At 48.7% G+C, this 18640-nt stretch carries 9 protein-coding genes; 2 read left to right on the forward strand and 7 right to left on the reverse strand.

Annotated elements, in window-relative coordinates:
• The first annotated feature begins 314 nt into the window (after nt 1–314).
• On the forward strand, nt 315–2366 hold the full coding sequence (locus tag BCT27_RS10450; protein ID WP_102395764.1) for a hybrid sensor histidine kinase/response regulator: 2052 nt from the start codon (nt 315–317) through the stop codon (nt 2364–2366).
• 98 nt (nt 2367–2464) lie between these two features.
• On the opposite strand, the gene cqsA is transcribed toward BCT27_RS10450, so the two are convergent.
• The 7 genes from cqsA to BCT27_RS10485 form a co-directional block, all read right to left on the reverse strand.
• Complete coding sequence (gene cqsA, locus BCT27_RS10455; RefSeq protein WP_102390811.1) at nt 2465–3646, reverse strand: alpha-hydroxyketone-type quorum-sensing autoinducer synthase; 1182 nt, start codon at nt 3644–3646, stop codon at nt 2465–2467.
• 467 nt (nt 3647–4113) lie between these two features.
• Nucleotides 4114–4656 carry an RNA polymerase sigma factor SigZ gene (gene sigZ, locus BCT27_RS10460; protein WP_102395765.1) on the reverse strand — a complete coding sequence of 181 codons (543 nt, stop codon included), beginning with the start codon at nt 4654–4656 and terminating at the stop codon, nt 4114–4116.
• Nucleotides 4657–4772: 116 nt separating this feature from the next.
• Nucleotides 4773–6266, reverse strand: coding sequence for a glutathione synthase (locus BCT27_RS10465; protein ID WP_198597548.1), 1494 nt, complete (start codon nt 6264–6266; stop codon nt 4773–4775).
• Nucleotides 6267–6354: 88 nt separating this feature from the next.
• Nucleotides 6355–8139 carry an ABC transporter ATP-binding protein gene (locus BCT27_RS10470; RefSeq protein ID WP_102395767.1) on the reverse strand — a complete coding sequence of 595 codons (1785 nt, stop codon included), beginning with the start codon at nt 8137–8139 and terminating at the stop codon, nt 6355–6357.
• The gene (locus BCT27_RS10475) at nt 8129–9931 is read right to left on the reverse strand and encodes an ABC transporter ATP-binding protein (RefSeq protein ID WP_102395768.1); all 1803 of its coding nucleotides are present in this window, start codon (nt 9929–9931) and stop codon (nt 8129–8131) included. The genes BCT27_RS10470 and BCT27_RS10475 overlap by 11 nt, the downstream gene beginning before the upstream one ends.
• 30 nt (nt 9932–9961) lie before the next feature.
• Nucleotides 9962–11494 (reverse strand): glutamate--cysteine ligase, encoded by a 1533-nt coding sequence (gshA, locus tag BCT27_RS10480; RefSeq protein WP_102395769.1) that lies wholly within the window; start codon nt 11492–11494, stop codon nt 9962–9964.
• 180 nt (nt 11495–11674) lie between these two features.
• Nucleotides 11675–12691 (reverse strand): alpha/beta hydrolase, encoded by a 1017-nt coding sequence (locus tag BCT27_RS10485; RefSeq protein ID WP_102395770.1) that lies wholly within the window; start codon nt 12689–12691, stop codon nt 11675–11677.
• Nucleotides 12692–13131: 440 nt separating this feature from the next.
• Here BCT27_RS10485 and BCT27_RS10490 point away from each other — a divergent pair, with 440 nt between their 5' ends.
• On the forward strand, nt 13132–18549 hold the full coding sequence (locus BCT27_RS10490) for a DUF4114 domain-containing protein (protein ID WP_102395771.1): 5418 nt from the start codon (nt 13132–13134) through the stop codon (nt 18547–18549).
• Nucleotides 18550–18640 lie beyond the last annotated feature (91 nt).

An 18640-nucleotide genomic window follows, 5' to 3' on the forward strand; every position in this document is an offset into this window, starting at 1 on the left:
CTAGATCTCAAAGTCACAGCGAAATCTAATACCAATCAGCATTTAATCGCTTTGTACAAAAAGAGAGACACTGCAATGTCGAAGCGTTGTATAAAATTTTTTCATACCCCGCCTTGTTTTCGAGTCGGATGTATAAGAGAACGCTTATGTACTTCCGGTTTTGCCGTGGTTTGAAAAACAGTATGAAAAAAGCGACGAAATAATAAGAGCAACGTACAGAGACGGCTTGCAGTGACATTTCCGCGCAAAGCACTCAAAGAGTTAGCCAGTTAATACAATGTTTGGTGAGGGTTAGGAAAATTACTATCGAGAGCATGGATGCGGCGTTTCGCAAAGTATATCAATATGCTGAGCCTAATCTGACGTTAATCGGATGGATGGGGCTCATCGGCTTCCCCGCGTATTTTGTTGTCTGGCAATATATCTTCCCGCAACCTTATGAAAACCTGCCACTTCGCCTCTTCTGTTCCGTTCTTTTTCTCATCATTTTGTTCCGTAATAAAGTAAAGCTCGCATGGCAGGATAATATGCATTTGTATTATCAAGTCGCCATGACCGTCTGCCTCCCCTTCTTCTTTTTCTATATGCTCTTTATGAATGATTGGTCGAGCGTGTGGCTACTCTCTTGTATGGCAGCGATTTTCGTTCATATATTGATGGTACACATCACACGGGTGATGTTTATCCAAACCTTTATTGGTATCACCCTTGCCATCTTCTTCGCGTGGGTTTCAAAAGACTACCACCTCGCATTAACCATGAATTGGACCTATGTTCCTATCTTCCTGTTCATGTATATGTTTGGGAATCTCTTCTACTTTCGCAATCAAATGGAACACGAAACCAAAGTCTCGATTGCCAAAGTGTTCGGGGCAGGCATCGCTCATGAGATGCGCAACCCGCTCAGTGGGCTATGTACTTCCATTGATTTGATTCAAGCCATCCTGCCCAACCCCCACGAACAAAAGAAAGCCAACTACACCCTCTCTGCTGAAGACGCACTTTTACTGCGTGAGATTAGCCATGACGCAATGAACATCATTCGGGCGGGAAATGAGACCATTGATCTTTTGCTCACCTCGATCGATGAGAACCGTGTTTCTCGCTCCACCTTCAAAAAGCACTCGGCGCAGCACGTTTTAGAAAACGCCATGACAAGTTTTGGCTATAAGAGCGCAACGGATCGTTTTTTGATTTCTATCGATATTCGGGACGAATTTGAATTTTTAGGCAGTGATACCTTACTCAAGTACGTTATCTACAATCTGTTTAAAAATGCCTTTCATCATCGAAGTGCAGAGAACTTCCATATCAAGGTCACACTTGAATCCGACGAGCACGAAAGTCGTATTATCGTGAAAGACAATGGCTCCGGCATTCCAGATGAAATCATCGAACACATCTTCGACAACTTCTACACCACTGGGCGCTCAGGCAGCTATGGGTTAGGGTTACCCTTCTGTAAGAAAGTGATGGTGGCATTTGGCGGAAATATCTCCTGTACCTCAGAGCTGGGTGCATGGTCCGAATTTACCCTCAGTTTCCCTGCACTACATTCTGATGCCGTCGATGTCATTGAGCGGAATGTCCTGCACCTCAAATCCATGTTGATTGTAAGTGACCAAAGCATCCTTACATCAAAAGCAGTAGATACCGGTAAAGCGCTGAGCATGCGTGTGGACAGCATGAGTACCCTTTCCATGCTGCAAAAGAAAGAACATGAATTTGAGTACGATTTAGTCTTTATTGACTTAGAAAGCATGGTCGCCAATGGCGATATCCTCACGCACATTGAACCCCTGCTTTCCTTTACCAATGCGCGTATTATTTACTTATTCCAGCACTGTGCGACGGATTATCAGACCAATGCCGTCTTCAATCCAGTTTGGATTGAAACACGCTCTTGGTTACTCAATGCGCCATCAGCCATCAAAGGTCTGCTGTTTGATGCGACAGAGCAGGATGTGATGGCACCGCTTCAGTGTGTTTTAGAACCTCAAAAGCACACCATTTTGGTGGTCGATGACAGTGAAACCTTGCGAAAATTTACCGCGAAACTTCTAGAGAAGTTGGGATTCAATGTTATCCAATGCAAAGACGGTGGAGAAGCCATTGAAACCTTAGATAACAAGCGCGTTGATTTAGTACTCATGGACATAGAAATGCCGGTAATGAGCGGCGTGGAAGCGTCACGTATTATTCGAGACTCGGGAAAAAGTTATTCTAGCGTACCGATCATTGCGCACACGGGTGACAGTTCAAGGTCTACCTTAGACAAAGTGGCGTCTTCTGGCATGTCTGATTTCATCGTGAAACCTTCCGATAGAAAACGCCTCCACGATAAGATTGCGACCTGGGTGTCCTGATCTTTGGGTTTCCAAATGCTATCGATACACAGAAAAAAAAGCTCAGCACAAGGCTGAGCTTTTACGTTAACGCGAATGTGTTAGCTACATCATAAAGACTACACAAACTCAAGGTCAGGGCTGTCATACGCAGCTTGGCAAACTGTTAACACATAATCGATATCACGATTCGTCATATCAGCACTTAACGAGAAACGAATAATGGCTTTATTCCTCGGTGTTGCTGGTCGACAAAACACAGAACCAAAGACATGTCTGTTTTCAAGAAAGTCTCTCACACGCTCAGTGTTTTTTTCGCTACCACATTCCAGTGCAATAATTTGCGACTCACTACGAACCGTAAAACCAATGTTTTTCAGCCCTGTACGCAATATTTCCGCCACTTCAAAGAGCCGCTTTCGTTTATCATCAGAACGTTGAATAACGTCCAGCGTAGATTCTAATCTGACGATTTCTTGTGGCAGTACCGTCGAACTAAAAATGGCTGGAAATGACACGAAAGGCAGCGCTTGCATCAGTTTATTAGGGCCCATAATGGCACCCGCACGGTAAGCAAATGCCTTTGCAAGACTGGTGGTGATAAAATCCACGTCTTGCTCAAGCCCCAACTCCCTAACAAGGCCTGAACCTTCAGGGCCGTGCGTACCCAACGAATGGGATTCATCCACCACCAGCGCACAATCGAACTCTTTTGCCACTTCGTAGATGGCTTCAAGGGGTGCAACCGTGCCGATTGTACTGTAAACGGAGTCCACCAAAATAATACCCGCACCGTGACGCTTAATCTGCTTTCGCAGATGAGCAACGTTGTTGTGCATAAATGGGCGGATCTTCGCTCCGGAAATTCTCGCACCTTCCCACATCGACATATGCGCGAAGAAATCGATATACACCGGAGTTTCTGGGGCGCAAATGGTCTGTAGCAAGCCAATGTTCGCCGCCCAGCCAGACTGAGAAAGCACACAGCTTTCCATGCCAACATAGGAAGCGAGCCGTTTCTCGAGATCAGGTTTAGATGCCTCATCTTGTAAAAAGACCGCCGACATCACGACGTTCTCATCACTGTTCGAGATAGCTTGCATGTGAGCAGACTGAATTTCATCGTTCAAAGACAAAGCAAGATAATCATTGCTTTGCATCGTTACGGCGTCACGACTTGGTTTTTGACCCACAGGCAACGGAATGTTGTCGTTAAAGGGTTCAAACAAGTCTTGAACGAAGAAATTCAGGCGTTGTTCGATAAAAGAAGGGAGATCTTTGGTTCTCGGTTGATTGTGCATGGTCTAGCCTCTTCCTGTTATAGAAAAACGCTGGCATTGACGCGTATGCCATTAGTAGGCTGATTATGACCGATGTAACAATAGTGAGGTTTTGTAAGTTTGGGAATCTTTACAATTTAGCAAAATATTGACTAGATTCTCGGCTTATTCAATGTCGCCATTTCAGGACGAAAAGCAGCGAGAATGCGGCTTTTAGCGAACCTAGAATTCCTGACACAACATCGCTTGACTTCTTTCTCAATACTGCTAATTACCCGTTTTCACTCACTATTTTTATGCCTATTAACGCAAAAAAGCGCGTCATTAACGCGGCAATAGTGCCGACATAAGAGACAGGTGATTAGATTATTAGGCAAAGATAGAGTCGGGTTGCATAAGCCAATGCCAACACATTCCGTGCCATTTAATGAACGCGTTATGAAAGGGCAAATTTTAGGCAAAACTTCGCCACCAAAGATCAACAGATCCTAACAATATTTCCCGTTTTTTTGGCGCGCTTCGTAATCAATGACACTGCCATTTTTGTCGAGTGAGAGCTCACAGCAATCCTGAAACAGCGCGTTGACTTTTTCGCGGCTTTTTTGCAGACGAGATTTCAAGGTGGAATAATTTATGCCTTGTTCTTCCGCATACGCTTTTTGAGATTGTCCATTCAGTTCGATGGATGTCAGCATTTCAGCATCTTCATGAGGAAGCGCTTGAATAAACGGAAGCAAGCATGACACGAGATCTTCACGCACCTGTTCTTTCTCACGCTCAAACCACAAGTCATCTTGAGAAATACGCTTTGAACGCCCTTTCTCACGATAGAAATCAACAATGGCATTGTTGGCAATTTGGAACAGCCAGGATTTCACCTTGGCTCTGTCTTTCACTTCGTTGAGATGAAGGTAGGTTTTCAAGAGAATGTCTTGGAGAAGGTCGTCAACATCGTCGGGATTCGACACTTTTGCGTGGAGAAAGGCTTTTACGCTAGATTGATACTCATGCCAAACAGCTTCGATCGTCATCGTTTTACTCTTAATATTCGATAGCCGCGATGTTCCGCAGCTATCGATCAAAACCCAAACAACCTCAAGATGCTCTTCAGTGAAAATTTGCTTGGGTAACTCTACTTACAGGCATGCTAGTCGATAAGAGTAATAGAATCGAGTATCCCCTTACCGCTATGAATGCCGCCTTCATTTTCTTTTGCTGGCTTGCTGCGCACCAAATAACCCGCATAGCCTTCAAAGTCAGTGACGGGTTTCCCGTCGAAATACGCGGTAAACAGGCCAATTTCACTGACAAGATCGTCCACCAGCGTTTGCTCGCCATTGCGCACAGCAATGGTTGGACGTTCGCGCTCATGAGGATACAAACGCTGCATCAACGCCCACGCATCATAATCTTCGGGTTTCAGCGCCGCCAGTTTTGCTGAAATGTCGTCTCCGAACACACAGTGACCACCACCCTCACCTTGGTTCTTAAGTACCCATTCGCGCTTCTCTGCATCGCGATTAAACCATGCTATCGCTTCAGAATGGATTGGCAGCATATCTGCCAACACACTTTTGACCAGTGTGGCATCCTCTTCGCTCAATCCCCAATGCGTTAACTCTTGCGCGGTCATCATGGTCAGGATCATTTGCATGGTCTTGCTGGTGGCAAGCTGTTGACCAACCGTGGCGTTAACTGCCACGTTGTGTTGTTCAATGAACACGCGTGTTTGACTCAAGGTGTGGCAGCAATTGGCTTCACGCAGTTCAGGGGCAAAGTAGTCTGAGTATTGGTAGCCAGCGCGAAGGTATACCACATCCACCGCGCCGATGTCTTTCAACATTAAGCGTTGGTTTTCACCTGTCGAAAGCTGCGTCGAAAGTTGGTCAAAGGTTCGACGAACGGTGCGCACACCGAGCTGCTGTAGCGCAACTTCAAGCAAATGTTGGTCGTACACATTGTCTTCGTGTTTCTGCACAACCATCAAGAACGTGTGTTGTTCTTGTTGTTGAGTTGGCGTGCCAAACGCTGTGCGAATGTCTTGTGCTGCTGTCGCAATGCCGTGTGCCAGTTGTTCCAAACATACATTATCTGCAGGCTTCGCCGCCGGTGACTCTACCCAATCCTGATAGATTTCAGGCCACTGTCTACGCACATAATCGTGCATCTCATTCGCGCGTTGACCAAAGGGCCCCATGCCTGCAGCAATACCGTTAAACTCGATCACTTTTGCGCCTTGTTGGCGATCATCCATGAAATCGGTACGCATCAGAAGCAAAGGCTTACGCAGTGCGGTTTTGGGTGCATCTTCCGTGCCGTGGATCTGTGCATGCATTTTGATCAAGCGACCAAAGAAAGGGTCGGCATTTGCCATGTTGCTCAACGAAGACTGCAAAAAAGGCATGTCTTCTGACACTTTGTTAATAAGGTTGGTAAGCATCGGCGTCACCGCTTTTAGGTGCTCAAACACACGACGCTTCATGGTCATTGGCGCAATACTAAAAGGACAATGACGTGCGGTACCATCACTGTTTTTGATGGCAACACCATGCATGATTTGCCACTCACACACCTCATCGACGGTTTGTGTATTCAGGTACTGCTCTTCAACGCGTTGCTTTTCGAGTATTGACGTCTTCATCATGTTTACCGTTTCACTTTTCACGCACACATTTGCACGTCTTTGAATGCCGTTATGAACGCCAATGGATGGAGAAACATCCATGGTTTCATGCTGTTGCCAAACCGAGATGGGCATTTTCAGTTTCATGTTCTTCTTGTTCTTTTTGCGCGAGGTATAACTCGCGATATTCACCCGACTGTGAGACCAGCTCGTCGTGTGTACCTCGTTGAACAATCTTCCCTTTGCTCATCACCAAAATTTGGTCGGCATTCTTAATCGTTGATAACCGATGCGCGACGGCGATAACCGTGCGCCCATGCTGAATATTCGATAGCGCGCTTTTTACTGCCTCTTCCGTTTCACTGTCAATGTTTGCAGTCGCTTCATCCAACAAATAGATGTCAGGGCTGTGGGCAAACACCCTCGCTAAGGCGATAAGTTGTTTCTCGCCTACCGACAAAGACGCACCACCATGACCTGGATGATGCTCATACCCTTCAGGTAAGCGATCGATAAACCGCGAAGCATTCACGGCAGTTGCCGCAGTCACCGCCGTTTCAGCATTGGCATCTTGTGACAATAAATCGATATTCTCGCGAACCGAGCCGCTAAACATATAAGGGTCTTGCGACACCAACCCGAACAAGCGGCGGATCTGCGCATCTGGCAATGCATCAATCGGCTGCCCACCCACCAGAATTTCACCTTCATGATGCGGATAAAAACGCATCAGCAAGTTAACCACCGAGCTTTTACCACTGCCGCTTGGACCAACAATCGCGGTGAACTGACCGCTCTTGGCAACGAAACTCACTCCGTCTAATGCATTCACACCCTCCTCATACGCTAGTCGAACATCTTTGAACTCGATGTCTTTATCTCGCGCAAGTGGCAAGATTGGTGCGTTTTCTTGGTGATTATGTTGTGTTGGTTCATCAAGAATTTCGAAAATACGCGCAGATGACACCAGAGCAACCTGCATTTTTCGCAACTCCATCGACAATTGTCTAAAGGGTTCAAAGAAGCGTTCGATGTAATTGAGGAACGCATAAAGCGTGCCGATTTCAACCACGGTTTGCAGCGATGCGCTACCAAACCAAGCCACGATACCCAATGCGGTCAATGACCCAACGAGCCGGGTAAACGGCAGCAACATAAGGCTATCTACCGCGATAGAACGGGTGCGAAATCCAAACCATGCGTCGTTGTCTTTTTCGAATTTGGCCTTGAAGGTGTTTTCTTGTCGAAACGCCTGTACCAGCGACATACCTTGCAGCGATTCACTGATGGTGTTGTTGATGTGGCTAATCTGAATACGAATCCCATCAAACACAGGCGTGGAGACCTTGCGATAAATCTGCATGGTTGCCAGCAACACAGGAATCAGCGCCAAACTGATCAGCGCTAAACGCCAATCCAATAACGCAATGGCAATGAAAATACCGATAATACGCAAGCTGCCCTGAATGATGGTCGGAAACGTCGAAACAAACAGGTCGCGCAAAGACTCGGTGTCGTTAGTGACATAAGACACCATGCGCCCCGTGGACAGACGATCAAACGCCGCGATGGGCAGCTTCAGTACGTGATCAAACAATTGCTTTCTTACATCGTTCACCACCAACAAGGCACTGTGTTTGAACGAGAGCGATTGCAGGTACTGGAAACCCGCTTGCACCACATACAGTGCCAACACCGCCGCACTCAAATAGCCAAGGTGCTGCCATTCAAATTGCTGAGGCACAATTACTTCATCAATAATGATTTTGGCCAGCCAAGGGATGGCCATTTCTGCGGTCACTGCCACCAGCAAGAACGAAAAGGCCACAGCAAACCTTGCCTTGTGAGGAAAGGTGTAGCGAACCAGTCGCTTCATGGATTTACTCAACATGGCAACCTCCTTCTTCATTCTGATTCGCCGCCATTAGATTTACGGCCTCAGGGCGCAACTGAACATCAGCGTGTGCTTGTCGCTCATACACTTTGGCATACCAACCATCCGTTGCCATTAGTGCAGAGTGATTGCCGCGTTCGACGACCGTGCCCTGCTCTAACACGAGAATGTCATCCGCATGGCGCAGATTTGGCAGGCGCTGTGTCACCAATAACATGGATTTGTGGCTGAAATACGTGCGCAAGTTATGCCTCACCAAGGATTCGGTCTTCATGTCGAGCGCGCTAAACGGGTCGTCGAGCAGCAAGATGTCGGCATCTGTCATCAATGCCCTTGCGAGCGCAATGCGTTGCTTCTGGCCGCCTGACAGGTTCGCACCGTTTTCACTCAGCTGGGTATTGAAACCGTCTGTCATGGCATCGATTTCAGGCTTAATGCCCGCCATCTCAGCGGCAAATGCGATTTCTTCATGGGTCGCACTTGGCTTTCCAAGGGCAATGTTGTCCGAGATGGAGCCAGAGAAAAGCATCGGCTTTTGTGGCACCCAAGCCAGCTTCCCACGCAGTGCATCAAAGGTAAGTTCCTGCGTATTTACCCCCGCCAGCGTAATCTCTGATTGAGGATCGGACAGACCGTATTGACGCATGATCAAGCTGATCAGCGTGCTCTTGCCACCCCCTGTTGGCCCCGTGACACCAATAAGCCCGCGGGCAGGCAAGGTAAAGTGAATATCTTCCAACACCTTGGTGTGCGAATAAGAAAACGCGCCAATGTTGACCGCCAGTGTTGCGGCTTGATCAACCTGCAGGGTCTTAGTCCCCTCCACCACGTCGGGCTTTTGGGCAAACAAGGCTTCAAGGCGCTTCCACGAGGTATTCCCGCGTTGGAACACGTTGAACTGCCAACCAAACTGCAAGAAAGGCCCAAGCAACTGCGCCAAGTACAAGGTGAAGCTGGTAAACAACCCCACCGTGATGGTGTTGTTGCTGATCAGCCAACCGCCGTACGCCAAGGTGATCACAAACGACGTGCCGTAAATTAGCTGAATTGTCGGGCCAAATAAGGCGTCGACTTTTGCCACAGCAATGTTCGCATCAAGGGTTTCATCCAGTTTTTCGCCAAAACGTTGCTGCTGGCGCTGATTGATGCCGTGCGAGCGGACTGCGCGAATACCTGCAACGGTTTCTCGCACTTCTTCATTGAGGTGAGAGAAGGCTTGTTGTGCGCGACCAAAGTGTTTTTGCATCCCCGCGCCGTAGCGATTCGTCACAAACACCAGTAACGGAAAAGGTAACAACGCGACAGCCGTTAAATGGCCGCTGACCAAGAACACCATTCCGAAAATCACGGTAAAGCCCGCAATGAGCGAGTCCACCAAGGTCATCACACCATCACCCGCGGCGGTTTCGACTGCATTCAGATCATTGGTGGCGTGTGCCATCAAATCCCCCGCGCTGTGTTTGCCATAAAAGGATGGCGACATGGCGGTGAAGTGTAAGAACAGATCACGGCGGATCACACGCGAGATCTCGACGGCTGCACCATACAACTGGCTATTCCACACATAGCGCAGCGCGTACATCGCAATCGCTGCGACAAGAATGCCCGCAAGGTGTGAAAACAGAAACGACGGCGTTAAGGTGTCGGCACTGATCGCATCAACAATGCGTCCAATAAGCCAAGGCGGCGCAAGGTTTAAGATTGCCACTGTCTGCAAGGAGACAAACGCAATCAAGTATCGGCGGGTACATAGCTTCATGTACCCGCGCATTTTCCAAATAAGTTCCATGGGTTATCTATCTGTTAGTTGGCGCAAGGATTAGCAATCGCACGTCATGGCGGTTTTACGACGCAAAAACGCATCAAATGGCACATCTTGTGTCCCTTCCAACGCATCTTGTTCGTCTATAGATTTCGCTACCCACTGATGAAGTTCGGCGTGCATAGCATCAGAAATCAAATACGCGGCGTGCGTTTGCATGTGGCCATCGGATAAACGTTGAACCAGTTCTCGATAACCGAGGCCATTGGCACGCATGTCTGCCAGTAGCATGGCTGACGGCGTCAGCGAGGTGTCAGCGAACTTCTGGCGTTCCAGTGACACGCTGAGTGAGTAGGCTTGCGTGTTAAACGCAGTATCAAACAGCGCCGCCACCTCTTTCATTGAAGCCAGTAACGTCTGCCCCATGTCCGCCAAACGCTGCTCACCCTCAAGGGTTGGCAGGAGTAAATCAGGTTTTCTACCCATACTGGCAACCAACTCAACGCGCTGTTGAACAACGGCGAGTTCTTCGGGTGTCAAAGATGGGCTTGGCGACAATGCACAGTAGGTCAGGAACAGATCGAGGAAATGACTTTGCATTTCGTTGATGCCCAGCGGCAAATACGGATTGTTGTCGACAGTGCGCAACTCGACATACTCCACACCTTGCTGACACATGGCGTCCAGCGGACGCAGATCCGCACTCACAACCTTTGGACGTACCGAACTGTAAAGCTCGTTTTCGAGTTGCAGCACTGACGCATTCAACTGCTGATTGTCATCGAGAAGACGATACTTATCACTCGTCATTGCAAGCAGATCAGACACACCTTTCAAGTACGTCATCTTGCTGTCGTAATTGAGGGGGTAGTTTGATTGCTCGCTATTGGTATAACCAAGATTGCTTAGACGCAGCGATGTTGCCCAAGGCAAATAAAACGTGTCATCACCCATCGGCTCTAGGTTGTGCTCACGCCCTTCCACATAGCTTTTATCTACTGCGGGTGATGCACCAAAGAGGAAAGGAACGATCCAACCGTGACGAATCACATTGCGGATCATGTGAAAGTACTTTTCAGAGATAAAATCAGACAGTGCCAGTTCACTGTTCTCTTGTGCATGCACGTACTGCCAAAAGTGCTCTGGAAATGAAAAGTTATAGTGAATGCCGGAAATGGTTTGCATCCTTTTGCCATAACGGTTCGCAAGCCCTTGGCGGTATTTCATTTTCATCTGTGCGGCATTCGAGGTGCCATATTGCGCGATCGTAATATCGTCGTCGTTCGGCAATACTGGCGGCAAGCTGCCCGCCCAAAGCATTTCACTTTTTGGCAATTCAGTTGCCACGAAATGATGCAACGACGCCAAGTGTTCAAACATCTGCAGTTTGTCTGTAAATGCCGGCGTGATGAGTTCGAGCTGCGCTTCTGCAAAGTCCGTGGTGATGAATGGATGTGTAAGTGCTGCGCCTAGTGATTTAGGGTGAGGGGTTTGTGCGAATGTGCCGTTCTTTGTGGTGCGAAGGGTTTCCTTTTCAATACCTCGGCGGATGCCTCCAAGCGTGCCAGCCAAAACAGAATCTGATTTCATTGTCATTTTTCTTATATATCGCAATAACTTAATAAAATTCGCCACACGCTATGCATGTGGCGTTTATTGTATCTTTGCTTATAAGACGGGGTAGCGAGAGAAAAGACGACGAAAATTTAAAAAAAAGGCGCAATACACGAAATCAGGTGTCACGCTTCATGGCGCGTTCACACCCTAGCGTTATCGCAAAAATGGCCCAATAAAAGTTAATGCACGCGTAATTTGGTCCGAGATCTTATCAACATGACCACCTTCAAACGTGGTGTGCGTGACATTCAAACCACTGTCTTTCATCGTGGCGAGCATTTGATCAAACTGCGTCAACACAGGCATGTCGAACACATCCTCTTCTTGTGTGCCTATTTCAGTGTAAAACGGCAGTGAACCAACACTTTTTGCGTGTGTTTGCGACAATTGCGAAAGCCCAAGGGTTTCAAGTGCCGCCATCGCTTCTTTCATGGTGGGATCAATAAAACTTGGCGCATTGGCTGCATTTGGGGCAACGCCACGTAGAATCGACAGATAGGCGATGATGAACCACGCTACGTCTTCGTCGTTGTAATAGCGGCGTATTTGATCGCCAAAGAAATCTGCATGCGCTTGGTAGGCATGAGGAACAAGCATCATGGCGGCAGGACTCAGAGCAGCAATGGCTTGATAGGTATTCGGAAAATGGAAGGCAATATTAAATGCCCCAAATCCCCCCATGGAGTGCCCAAACAATGCGCGTTTATCGCTACAGGCGCGATATCGGCTCTCTACTTCAGCGATAAGATCTTTAGCAACGTAGTCCATAGCGTTGCCAGATACATCTGAATTCAAATACCAGTTTCCGAACAAAGAGTTTGTGCCGTCGACTGCCACAAGGATCATCTCTTCCACCTCACCAGACTCAATGAGCGAATCCATGATCTCATCAAGCGCTGGCACGCCTTCAGCTTGCGTAAACCAACTTTCAGGTGAGGCATCATAGCCATGTAGGACATAAACAATCGGGTAAAAGCAATCAGGCGATGCTTCATAACTTGGCGGAAGGTAAACAACAATGTCGCGGTTCGCGGTTTCCCCTGCTGCATTATCAATCAGTGAAGGCGCTTGAAAAGAGAATCGCTCAATCACGCTCTTATTTGTATTAACACTCACAGCGGTAACGTGTTCTTCCCTCATTTGAATGATCGCCTCAACCTCTGAGCGCATTGCATATTCCTTATCCTTTGGCTAAATAGATATTTCAGCACAAGGTGTTTTAGTCACGTGTATCACGTGAATAGAATGCGATGGAAGTAACAACGAAACATAAATCCCTCAGAGAAATAGCGACCAGTCAAAGCAATGCCACCAATTGCATAGAAGAATGGATTTTTTGTCTACTTTCTTTACACATTTCCATTTTGCGGCGTTTTGCGTATTTACCGTTGGTTATGCTCTTTATTTACCCACCTTTTTCAAAATCACATTAACCTCTTGTAAATAAGAATTTAATCTCCCAAAAATTCTCTGACATTTGCTTCAAATTCAAATCTCATATATGAGACGTTAATTTTATATTTGAGCCACTTGAATCTTGTGCCTATTTTTTACCTTGTAGCACTGTGCACTTTTTGAGCACTCAGAAAACGAGAAGAAGGTGAAATTTTATGGATGAGAAGCTTGTCGTTACTCAGGTACAGGGTCAAGCTTTCGCGGTATCACCAGATGGTGGCACGCGAGAGATAGTAGCCGGCGATCAAATTGGTCGTGGAGATCTGTTAACTTCTCAACAAGGTAAAACCACATTTGTTGACACGTCAGACAATTCTGTCGCCCTCAACGGTGAAGTGGTTTTCATTGATGAAAACGGTGAAGACAAGGAACTTCAATTGCCCGAGGGTGTTGAAGGTATTGTTGAGGCCATTGCTAATGGCGACGACCCTACTAGCCAAGACGGAAGCGATCCAGCAGCAGGGCAACCTGTTAGTCAACCGACCTTCTTTGCAGGCCTCGGTGATGAAGAAGACGATGTTGATGAAGAGCAGGAATCTCTCCTCGAATCTCTTTTTAACGACATCAACGATCTCAACCCCGACTTCAGTCTTTCTGCGAATCAATTCAATTCACTGGTGACTACCCGCTTTGATGCCTTCTCACCTTCTCGTCGCACAGCAGTGAATAATGATGAACAGAACGACAATAATGTAGAACCTGTAATAGCTGAAGACGAACCCGTTATCGCGGCACTCAACCAAGAAGCCCCACAAGAAGACGACCCAGTTCAAGATCCTATCGAGTCAGTGTTGCCTGAAGCGCGAGAACAAGAGGTAGCACCGCCTGCCTTTGATAACGTTATTCAAGGCACAGCCGATGATGACGCACTGGACGGTACGCAACAAAGAGACAAAATCGTTGGCAGAAACGGGGAAGATACCCTTAAAGGTGATGGCGGTGACGACATTGTTCTCGGTGGCCGAGGTGATGACCGCCTATACGGTAATGCAGGCGAACCTGACGGCACGCCTAGTTCGAACAACGTTGATGCAGATCCAATAGAACTGGGTCATCAAACCAACAGCAGCTTGTTCACGCTTCAAGGTGATGGGGACGTTAACATCTCCATCTCCGATGTAGAAAGCGTCGCAGGGTACAAAAACAGCATGGGTTACTACCTGCTAGATGGTGATGGCAATGTCACTGAAGCGCAGGTGCTCATTACCAACGCAAAAACTGCGGACAATATTGATATCAATATTTCACCCTCTGGTGCAGAAACCCTTGGGTTTTTCTTGGTGCCAAATGGTGGGAATAACGGATTTGAAGTGGGTGATGTCGAACTTGATTTAAGTCTCGCCCGCCCGACCGTCACTCAAAACGGGTCATCACTGGATGTTTATGTCTCTGACGACAATGCCAATGGTGACGGCGAGGACCACGAGAACTTTGACGGTACCCGCTCCAGTTGGGAAGACCTGTGGGATTTGGGTGATGCAAACTACAACGATGTTACGTTCGATCTTAACGTCACACAAAACCCCGTCATTGACGACAGCAATAGCGACAATGACACCATCCGCGGCGGTCGTGGTGACGATGTTATCTTTGGCGACGACGGCGACAATGCAACACGCGGCGAAAGTGAGTTGGTAAACGGTGAGTTTGAAGCGTGGGGCAATGATGCCGGTAATCGCTGGGGGCTTTTCCAAGACGATCAAGTGGAAGGCTGGAGCACACCAGACAACGTTCGCATGGAATTCCAACAAGGCAGCTTCGGTGGTGGTCCACAAAATAGTACATCAAACACTGTGATGGAGCTGGATTCGACGGCGAATGCGACCGTACAACAAACCGTTGATGTATCCGGTATTTCTGCAGATTCAACCTCCCCTCTTTCTTTAAGCTTTGATTATGCAAACCGCTATCGCGGTGGCAACACAGAGACAAGCCAATTCTCGGTTGAAGTAGAAGACAATGAAGGCAATGTCCTTTATTCCCAATTTTTCGATAACACCCAATCAAATGAAAGCTTCCATTCTTTTGAAGCCTTGTTTGTTGTGCCTGAAGGCACAGAAAGCCTCACCGTCACGTTCAAAGGCGAGGGACAATCAGACAGCTACGGCGCGCTGATTGACCAAGTGTCGCTGGCTGAAGTCTACGAAACCGTGGAAATCGACGGCGTTGTTTACGAGTTTACTGGCCATGCCGACACCCTTTACGGAAACCAAGGTGATGACAAAATCTTTGGTGAATCCGGTGATGATCGCCTGTTCGGTGGTCGAGGTGCTGATGACCTGAACGGTGGTACCGGTAACGATATTCTGCACGGCGGTAAAGGCAACGATGAACTCCACGGCAATGAAGGCGATGATGTCCTTAAAGGCGGACGCGGCGCAGATGAATTGCAAGGCGGCCTCGGGGACGATGTGCTGCGAGGCAACCAAGGCAGCGACATGCTTTATGGCGCAGAAGGTGAAGACAACCTGCACGGCGGCCGAGGCGCAGACCGACTTTACGGCGGTGACGACAACGATGTTCTCCATGGCGGTCAAGGCGATGATTATGTCAAAGGCGACGACGGGGATGACACACTCTTCGGCGGACGCGGAAATGATGAGCTTCGCGGCAGCGACGGCAATGACACCTTAAACGGTGGACGTGGCGCAGATCTGCTTCGCGGTGAAGAAGGCGACGATGTCCTCAATGGCGGACGTGGTGCTGATGTACTGCAAGGCGGCGATGACAACGACATTCTACGCGGCAATCAGGGCGAAGACGCGCTCTACGGTGGCTCGGGTGAAGACAACCTGCATGGCGGCATTGGCGCTGACCGTTTGTTCGGTGGTGATGACAACGATGTTGTGAAAGGCGGCAAAGGGGATGACTACCTCAAAGGCGATGCGGGCGATGACATGCTTTACGGCGGTCGCGGCAGCGATGAACTAAAGGGTGGTACCGGCCAAGATACGCTCAACGGTGGCTTGGGCAACGACCTACTTAAAGGCGAGGAAGGCAACGATACCCTTCTCGGTGGCAAAGGGAACGACAACCTTGATGGCGGTATCGGTGACGACGTGCTCAACGGTGGAAGAGGTAATGACGTTCTCCACGGTGATGAAGGTGATGACACCTTGCTCGGCGGTTTCGGTGCTGATGAGCTTCAAGGTGGCGTTGGCGACGATACATTGAAAGGCAACCGAGGCAACGATGAACTTTATGGCGCAGCAGGCGCAGATAATCTTCAAGGTGGTGTCGGTGCTGACCGTCTGTTTGGTGGCGACGATAACGACGTCGTTAATGGCGGCAAAGGCAATGATTACGTCAAAGGCGATGCGGGCGATGACATGCTTTATGGCGGTCGCGGCAGCGATGAACTGAAAGGTGGTACAGGCCAAGACACGCTCAACGGTGGCTTGGGGAATGACTGGCTTAAAGGCGAAGAAGGTGACGATGTCCTTCTCGGTGCAAAAGGCAATGATAACCTCGACGGCGGCATCGGTAACGACACGCTAAATGGCGGTAAAGGTAACGATGTTCTCCACGGCGATGAAGGTGATGACACCTTGGTTGGCGGACTTGGTACTGATGAGCTTCAAGGTGGCATCGGTAATGACACCCTAAACGGTGGCAAAGGGAACGATGAGGTTTATGGTGCAGCAGGTGAAGATACCTTGCTCGGCGGTGTAGGCAATGATCGCTTGTTCGGTGGTGACGACAATGATGTCGTCATCGGCGGAAAAGGCAATGACTACGTGAAGGGCGATGCTGGCGATGACACCCTGATTGGCGGACTCGGCAATGATCTGCTGGTTGGTGGCACAGGTGAAGACTTACTCAATGGCGGTAAAGGCGACGATGTGCTTTACGGCGATGAAGGCGAAGACGCCCTCAACGGCGGTGTAGGCGCTGATGAACTGCAAGGCGGTACAGGCGATGACGTTCTTCGCGGCAACGATGGAAACGACGTTCTCTATGGCGCAGAAGACAATGACCTACTCATGGGTGACAAAGGCGATGATAAGCTTTACGGCGGCATCGGCAATGACACGCAATGGGGTGGAAAAGGCAACGACAGCCTGTGGGGTGACGAAGGCAACGACAACTTAGACGGCGGTCTGGGTGACGACTTAATGTACGGCGGCGTCGGGAACGATATCGTCAATGGCGGCGACGGTGCTGATACCCTCTACGGCAGCAACGGTAACGACTCCATTAACGGCGGTGACGGCAACGACACCCTCTACGGCGGAAATGATAACGATATCTTGTCTGGTGGTTTGGGTGATGATGATCTGAACGGCGGCAGCGGCGATGACATCATGATCGGCGGCAAAGGTAACGATAACCTATACGGCAGTAGCGGTAGCGACGTGGTTTATGGTGGTGAAGGTAACAACACCATCACGTTAGGCAGCGGCAACAATGTGGTGCTCTTTGATGGCAAAGGGAATGACACCGTGGCTGATTTCAGCGTCCGTGATGACAAAATCTCACTACCTCGCTCGGTCGGTGCCTTTACCCTTGCAGGGCTGACGCTCACACAAGATGGCTTGGACACCTTGATCACACTGGGTAACAACACGCTACGTTTGGTGGATGTCGCAGTAGATGACCTTGATGAAAGCAACTTTGAGTTTGTGTCTGATGAAGACTTCAACGATTTGATTGCCCAATCAGGTGTGCTCTCTTTTGAAGAACATGCCATTGTTTCACAAGTAGACGACAACTTCCTTGCGACGGGCGCCCTACTCTCTGAAGCAGACATGATTGGGCATTGGCACATCGAGTCTATCAACATTGATGGCACCGTTTACGAAATGCCAGAATCAACCGTGGTGATCGAAACCGACAAAGGTGAACTCACCATCTTTGGACGCGACGACCCACGTCACGCAGAAGGTGAATACGCTTATCATTTGATTGATGATGCGATAGCGGACGATCAAGTTGAGCATTTTGACCTCGTCTTAGTGAACGATCTTGGTGAGCACGCAGACAGCACACTAGACATTAAAGCTGGCGAAGATGTCGATAAAGACCTTCATGCGCTGGTAGATGATAATGAGCTTGTCGGCACTGAAGGCAACAATCTGCTCATTGGCGACGAGGACAATAACGTCATTCGTGGCGAAGAAGGCAATGACGGCCTCTACGGTAGCCTGGGTGATGATGACATCGACGGTGGTTTGGGCAATGACCTCATCGTTGGTGGTGCAGGGTCTGACACACTCACTGGCGGCGAAGGTTCAGATACTTTTGCTTTCCTTCAGGGGGATGCAGCGCCATTGACTATCGACACCATCACAGATTACTCGCCATCAATGGATGTGCTGGATTTCACCGATGTCCTTGATGGCATCCAGAATGAAAGTATTGGTGACTATCTTGTATCTCTCGAAGACAACGACGAAAACGAAGCCATTCTTTCTATCTCGACAGATGGCGACGTGATCGACCAGCAAATCGTGTTCAGTAACACCTCGGTGTCTGAGCTGGCAGAAAACCTTGGAATGGCGGGAACATCATCCGGCTCCGACGTTATCTCAACCATGTTGGAAGAGAGTCGCATACTCATCAGCGTCGATTAACCCGAGACGGTAATGTCTGCTGAAAGGCCTGCATCTGCAGGCCTTTTTCTTGTTTCCTCATTCCCATATTCTCTCTTCTCTCTTCTCAGGT

Origin of the sequence: Enterovibrio norvegicus, from assembly GCF_002876705.1 — a bacterium.
Lineage (GTDB): Bacteria > Pseudomonadota > Gammaproteobacteria > Enterobacterales > Vibrionaceae > Enterovibrio > Enterovibrio norvegicus_B.